The following is a 5,298-nucleotide window of genomic DNA, read 5'->3' as shown; positions in this document are numbered from 1 at the left end:
AACGTGGCCGATCGTGCCGATGTTTACGTGAGGCTTAGTGCGCTCAAACTTACCTTTTGCCATTTCCGGCTCTCCGTTCTTGTCCCGCGAAGGGGAATTCGTTCAACTCGTTCGGGGTGTACCCCGGTCACTTCTGACCGGAGTACTTCGCCTGGATTTCGTTCGCGACGTTCGTCGGGACCGGTGCGTAGTGGTCGAACGTCATCGTGTACTGGGCGCGGCCCTGCGACATGGAGCGCAGGTTGTCCACGTACTTGAACATGTTCGCCAGCGGCACGTTGGCGGAGATGACGACGGCGACGCCGCGGCTCTCCTGGCCCTGGATCTGGCCGCGACGGGAGTTCAGGTCGCCGATCACGTCGCCGACGTAGTCTTCCGGCGTCACGACCTCGACCTTCATCATCGGTTCCAGCAGCTGTGCGCCGGCCTTCTTGGCGGCTTCACGGAAGCAGGCGCGCGAGGCGATCTCGAAGGCGAGAACCGACGAGTCGACGTCGTGGAAGGCGCCGTCGATCAGCGTCGCCTTGACGCCGAGCATCGGGAAGCCCGCCAGCGGACCCGAGGACAGAACGCTCTCGATGCCCTTCTGGACGCCCGGGATGTATTCCTTCGGAACCGCACCGCCGACGATCTTCGATTCGAACTTGAAGTCTTCGCCTTCCGGGTTCGGTTCGAAGATGATCTTCACGCGGGCGAACTGGCCGGTACCACCGGTCTGCTTCTTGTGCGTGTAGTCCTCTTCGCAGGTCTTCGTGATCGTCTCACGGTAGGCGACCTGCGGGGCGCCGACATTGGCCTCGACCTTGAACTCGCGACGCATGCGGTCGACGATGATGTCGAGGTGCAATTCGCCCATGCCGGCGATGATCGTCTGGCCGCTCTCCTCGTCGGTCTTGACGCGGAAGGACGGGTCTTCGGCCGCGAGACGGTTGAGCGCGAGGCCCATCTTCTCCTGGTCGTTCTTGGTCTTCGGCTCGATGGCGATCTGGATGACCGGCTCGGGGAATTCCATGCGCTCCAGGATGACCGGCTTCAGCGGATCGCAGAGCGTGTCGCCCGTGGTCGTGTCCTTGAGGCCGGCGAGAGCGACGATGTCGCCCGCGAAGGCTTCCTCGATGTCCTCGCGCGAGTTGGAGTGCATCTGCAGCATGCGGCCGACGCGCTCGCGCTTCTCCTTGACCGTGTTCATCAGCGACGCGCCCTTCTCGAGCTTGCCGGAATAGATGCGGGCGAAGGTGAGCGAACCGACGAAGGGGTCGTTCATGATCTTGAAGGCGAGCATGGACAGCGGCTCGGCGTCATCGGCATGACGCTCGATCTCGGCCTCGGTCTTGAGGTCGATGCCCTTGATGGCCGGGATGTCGGCCGGCGACGGCAGGTAGTCGACGACGGCGTCGAGCAGCGGCTGCACGCCCTTGTTCTTGAAGGCGGTGCCGCAGAAGACCGGGTGGAACTTCACGTCGATCGTGCCGCGGCGAACGAGTTCGCGGATCTTGTCGTTGTCCGGGTAGTTGCCCTCGAGATAGGCTTCCATCGCCGCCTCGTCGATCTCGACGACGGTCTCGATGAGCTTCTCGCGGTATTCCTCGGCCTGGGCCTTCATGTCTTCCGGAATCTCGACGACGTCCCACTGGGCGCCGAGAGCCTCGTCACGCCAGATGAGCGCGTTCATCTCGACCAGGTCGATGACGCCCTTGAAGTCGCTTTCGGCGCCGATCGGCAGCTGCATGGCGACCGGGATCGCACCGAGGCGCGACTTGATCATGGACAGGCAGCGGTAGAAGTCGGCGCCGGTCTTGTCCATCTTGTTGCAGAAGATCATGCGCGGGACATGATACTTCTCGGCCTGGCGCCAGACGGTCTCCGTCTGCGGCTCGACGCCGGCGTTGGAATCGAGCAGCGCGATGGCGCCGTCGAGCACGCGCAGCGAACGCTCGACTTCGATGGTGAAGTCGACGTGGCCGGGGGTGTCGATGATGTTGAAGCGGCGGGTCTTGCCGTCACGGCCCTTCCAGAAGGTCGTGGTGGCGGCCGACGTGATCGTGATGCCGCGCTCCTGCTCCTGCTCCATCCAGTCCATCGTGGCGGCGCCGTCATGGACTTCGCCGAGCTTGTGGGACTTGCCGGTGTAGTAGAGGATGCGTTCGGTCGTCGTGGTCTTGCCGGCGTCGATATGCGCCATGATACCGAAATTTCGGTAGTCTTCGATTTTGTATTCGCGAGCCATGGGAGCTCCTTTCGAGACGTCTAGTTTCGGTTACCAGCGGTAATGCGAGAAGGCGCGGTTGGCGTCGGCCATCTTGTGCGTGTCTTCACGCTTCTTGACGGCGCTGCCGCGGTTGTTCGACGCGTCCATGAGTTCGCCGGAAAGGCGCTCGACCATGGTCGTCTCGTTGCGCTTGCGGGCAGCCGCGATCAGCCAGCGGATGGCGAGAGCCTGGCGACGCTCCGGACGGACGTCGACCGGAACCTGGTAGGTCGCACCGCCGACGCGACGCGAGCGCACTTCGACGTGCGGCGCGACGTTGTCGAGAGCCGAATGGAACACCGCCACGGGATCCTGCTTGGCCTTGCCCTGCACGATGTCGAAGGCGCCGTAGACGATCGACTCGGCGACGGACTTCTTGCCGTCCAGCATGATGGCATTCATGAACTTGGTGACGACGAGATCGCCGAACTTCGGGTCCGGATTGATCTCACGCTTTTCTGCTCTATGGCGACGGGACATACTTCTTGTCTCTCAACTCTCGAATGATCTGACCAGCGAAATGGCGCCGGTTACCGTGTTATTTCGGACGCTTGGCGCCGTACTTGGAGCGGCGCTGCTTGCGGTTCTTGACGCCCTGGGTGTCGAGAACGCCGCGGATGATGTGGTAGCGCACGCCCGGAAGGTCCTTGACGCGGCCGCCGCGGATCATCACGACGGAGTGTTCCTGCAGGTTGTGGCCTTCGCCCGGGATGTAGCCGATGACCTCGAAGCCATTGGTCAGGCGGATCTTGGCGACCTTACGCAGAGCCGAGTTCGGCTTCTTCGGGGTCGTCGTGTAGACGCGGGTGCAGACGCCGCGCTTCTGGGGGTTTTCCTGCAGGGCAGGAACCTTGTTGCGCTTTACCTGCGCCTGGCGCGGCTTGCGGATCAACTGGTTTACGGTAGGCATAGAACCATCCCTTGCAATCTGTCTCGTTACCCTTGCGGGCGGATTGGCGCCGTCTCCGGCAATGCCACACGCCTGTCTTCATGCGCAAAACAAGGCCGATCCGCGTCCGGCGGATGGCCTTTCGAGGCAGAGGACGCGATATGACCGCGTCTTGCGTGCAGCATTCATGTTCTCAACGTGCGTCGAGCCCTGTTTGAGGCGAACTTCAGAACGAGTCATTCCGAACCAGCCAGCCTCACATAGGCTCTGATGGCGTGCGGTCTACTGGCTTCAAGGCGAGCCGTCAAGAGGCGGCGCGAAATAAAGCGGCCCGGAAATGGCTGATCTGCCTGATTTGCAAGGCTTTGAGCGCCCCGTATCGGCCTTCCTGCGGGCGCGTGCCGCGGGCGATCACGCGCACGGGGAATATTAAGAAGAGGTGAAGACGGAATCAACCGCCTTTATCGATCCGGCCCTCCCCTCGCCCGATTCTGCCGGCCGAACTTTCTCGCCGTCCGTTCATTTATCGGTTGGGGCCGACGACGCGAACCTCTATAGACGCGGAGGAGTTCCAGGCGAAAGGAGACCGCCATGCCGGCCAATGCCGACAACGACAACACCACGCTCGACGAGCCGATGGTCTTCATCATCATCGGCAAGGCCTACGAGCGCGACGGCGACGAGGACGGCATCGACATCCACGTCATGCTCAGCGCCCCGGACGACGATACCGCCGTGCGCGAGGCGCTGAACGCTCTTGCCGAGGAAGGCTTTCTCGAGGCCGACCTGGACCAGATCGGCACGCTCACCGATGCGCCGGACGAGGAGCCGCATGCGGCCGCCTATCGCGGCGCCCTCGAGGGCGAGGTGGCGATCATCCGGTTCGCCTGACGACCGCCGCCCCTTTCATCCTACTTGACCTCGCCGCTCGGCAGCGGCGTGTCGTCGGTCTCGGCCGGCAGGACCGGATAGACAACTTCCGGCAACCGCCCTTCGAGCGCACCGAGGAAGGCGACGATCTTGTCGACGTCGCCGTCCGCCAGATCCTCGCCAAGCTGCGAGGTGCCCATGATGGCGACGGCCTGCTTCAGGTTCCAGACCTTGCCCGAATGGAAGTAGGGCGCCGTCAGCGTCACGTTGCGCAGCGGCGCGGCGCGGAAGACATACGAGTCGTCGGCGGTCGCGGTCACCGCGAAGCGGCCCTTGTCGTTCTCCGGCAGCACTTCCGCACCGGGCTTCTCGATCAGGCCGAACGGATAGTAGCCGTTGCCGCCGACGTTGATGCCGCTGTGACACGAGGCGCAGCCCTTGTCCATGAAGAGCGCGAGGCCCTGCTTCTGGTCCGTCGACAGCGCGTCGTCGTTGCCGTTGAGGTAGGCGTCGAACGGGGCCGGCGTGATCAGCGTCGCCTCGAAGGCCTCGATGGCCTTGGCCATGTTGTCGAAGGTGACGGGGTCCGCCTCGCCCGGGAAGGCCGCGGTGAACCATTCGACGTATTTCGGCATCGACTTCAGCGTGGCGACGACCTGGGCGGGCGTGTTCGCCATCTCGACGCCGGCCTGGATCGGGCCCTTGGCCTGTGCCTTCAGGTCCTCGGCGCGACCGTCCCAGAACTGCGCCTCGTTGAAGACGGCGTTGAGCGCGGTCGGCGAATTGCGCGGCCCCTTCTGCCAGCCGTGACCGATCGAGGTCTCCAGGTTGTCGTCGCCGCCCGTCGCCAGGTTGTGGCACGAGTTGCACGAGAAGACGCCCGAGGCCGACAGGCGCGGATCGAAGAACAGCGCCTTGCCGAGGTCGATCTTCTCCTGGGTGATCGGGTTGTCGCTGACGGCCGGGTAGGTCGACGGCAGGGGTTTGAATATCTCGAGCGCGGTGTCACGCAGATCGGCGGGAACCGGATCGGCGGCAAAGGCCATCGTCGCGATGACCGATGCGGCCACGGTCGCGAGCAGGAATTTCATGGCTACCTCCATTCGTTTGCGGGTACGAATGGAATTTAGAACCGCTCGAAAAAGACCGCTTGCGCCAGATCAATCACCCCCCTGCCCGCCTTGCGGAATGACAAAAGCCGCCCGAATTATTTTTCGGGCGGCTTTGTTTGTAACCAAAGTAAACCTCCACCTCCGGTGGAGGACTGGACGAGTTCTACATCGTGGTCGAG

At 63.2% G+C, this 5,298-nt stretch carries 5 protein-coding genes and 1 pseudogene; 1 reads left to right on the top strand and 5 read right to left on the bottom strand.

What is annotated here, in order from left to right; translation table 11 throughout:
• The 4 genes and pseudogenes from NNZ72_RS25230 to rpsL form a co-directional block, all read right to left on the bottom strand.
• Positions 1 to 63: pseudogene (locus NNZ72_RS25230) on the bottom strand (GTP-binding protein); the annotation flags it as partial.
• Between the two features lie 64 nt (positions 64 to 127).
• Positions 128 to 2,227, bottom strand: coding sequence for an elongation factor G (gene fusA / locus NNZ72_RS25225; protein ID WP_257318436.1), 2,100 nt, complete (start codon positions 2,225 to 2,227; stop codon positions 128 to 130).
• Positions 2,228 to 2,257: 30 nt separating this feature from the next.
• Positions 2,258 to 2,728, bottom strand: coding sequence for a 30S ribosomal protein S7 (gene rpsG, locus NNZ72_RS25220; RefSeq protein WP_257318435.1), 471 nt, complete (start codon positions 2,726 to 2,728; stop codon positions 2,258 to 2,260).
• Positions 2,729 to 2,786: 58 nt separating this feature from the next.
• The gene (rpsL, locus tag NNZ72_RS25215) at positions 2,787 to 3,158 is read right to left on the bottom strand and encodes a 30S ribosomal protein S12 (RefSeq protein WP_003507760.1); all 372 of its coding nucleotides are present in this window, start codon (positions 3,156 to 3,158) and stop codon (positions 2,787 to 2,789) included.
• A 570-nt stretch (positions 3,159 to 3,728) separates the two neighbouring features.
• Between rpsL and NNZ72_RS25210 the strand changes: the two genes are divergently transcribed.
• A complete protein-coding gene (locus NNZ72_RS25210) occupies positions 3,729 to 4,028 on the top strand; it encodes a transcriptional regulator (RefSeq protein ID WP_257318431.1) in 300 nt (99 codons plus the stop codon).
• Positions 4,029 to 4,048: 20 nt separating this feature from the next.
• Here the strand turns inward: NNZ72_RS25210 and NNZ72_RS25205 are convergent, their stop codons facing one another.
• A complete protein-coding gene (locus tag NNZ72_RS25205) occupies positions 4,049 to 5,098 on the bottom strand; it encodes a cytochrome-c peroxidase (protein ID WP_306766440.1) in 1,050 nt (349 codons plus the stop codon).
• Positions 5,099 to 5,298: the final 200 nt, after the last annotated feature.

The organism is Shinella pollutisoli (assembly GCF_024609765.1).
GTDB lineage: Bacteria > Pseudomonadota > Alphaproteobacteria > Rhizobiales > Rhizobiaceae > Shinella > Shinella pollutisoli.
The sequence above is the reverse complement of the archived record's forward strand: the minus strand, read 5'-3'. Positions and strand labels throughout refer to the sequence as shown.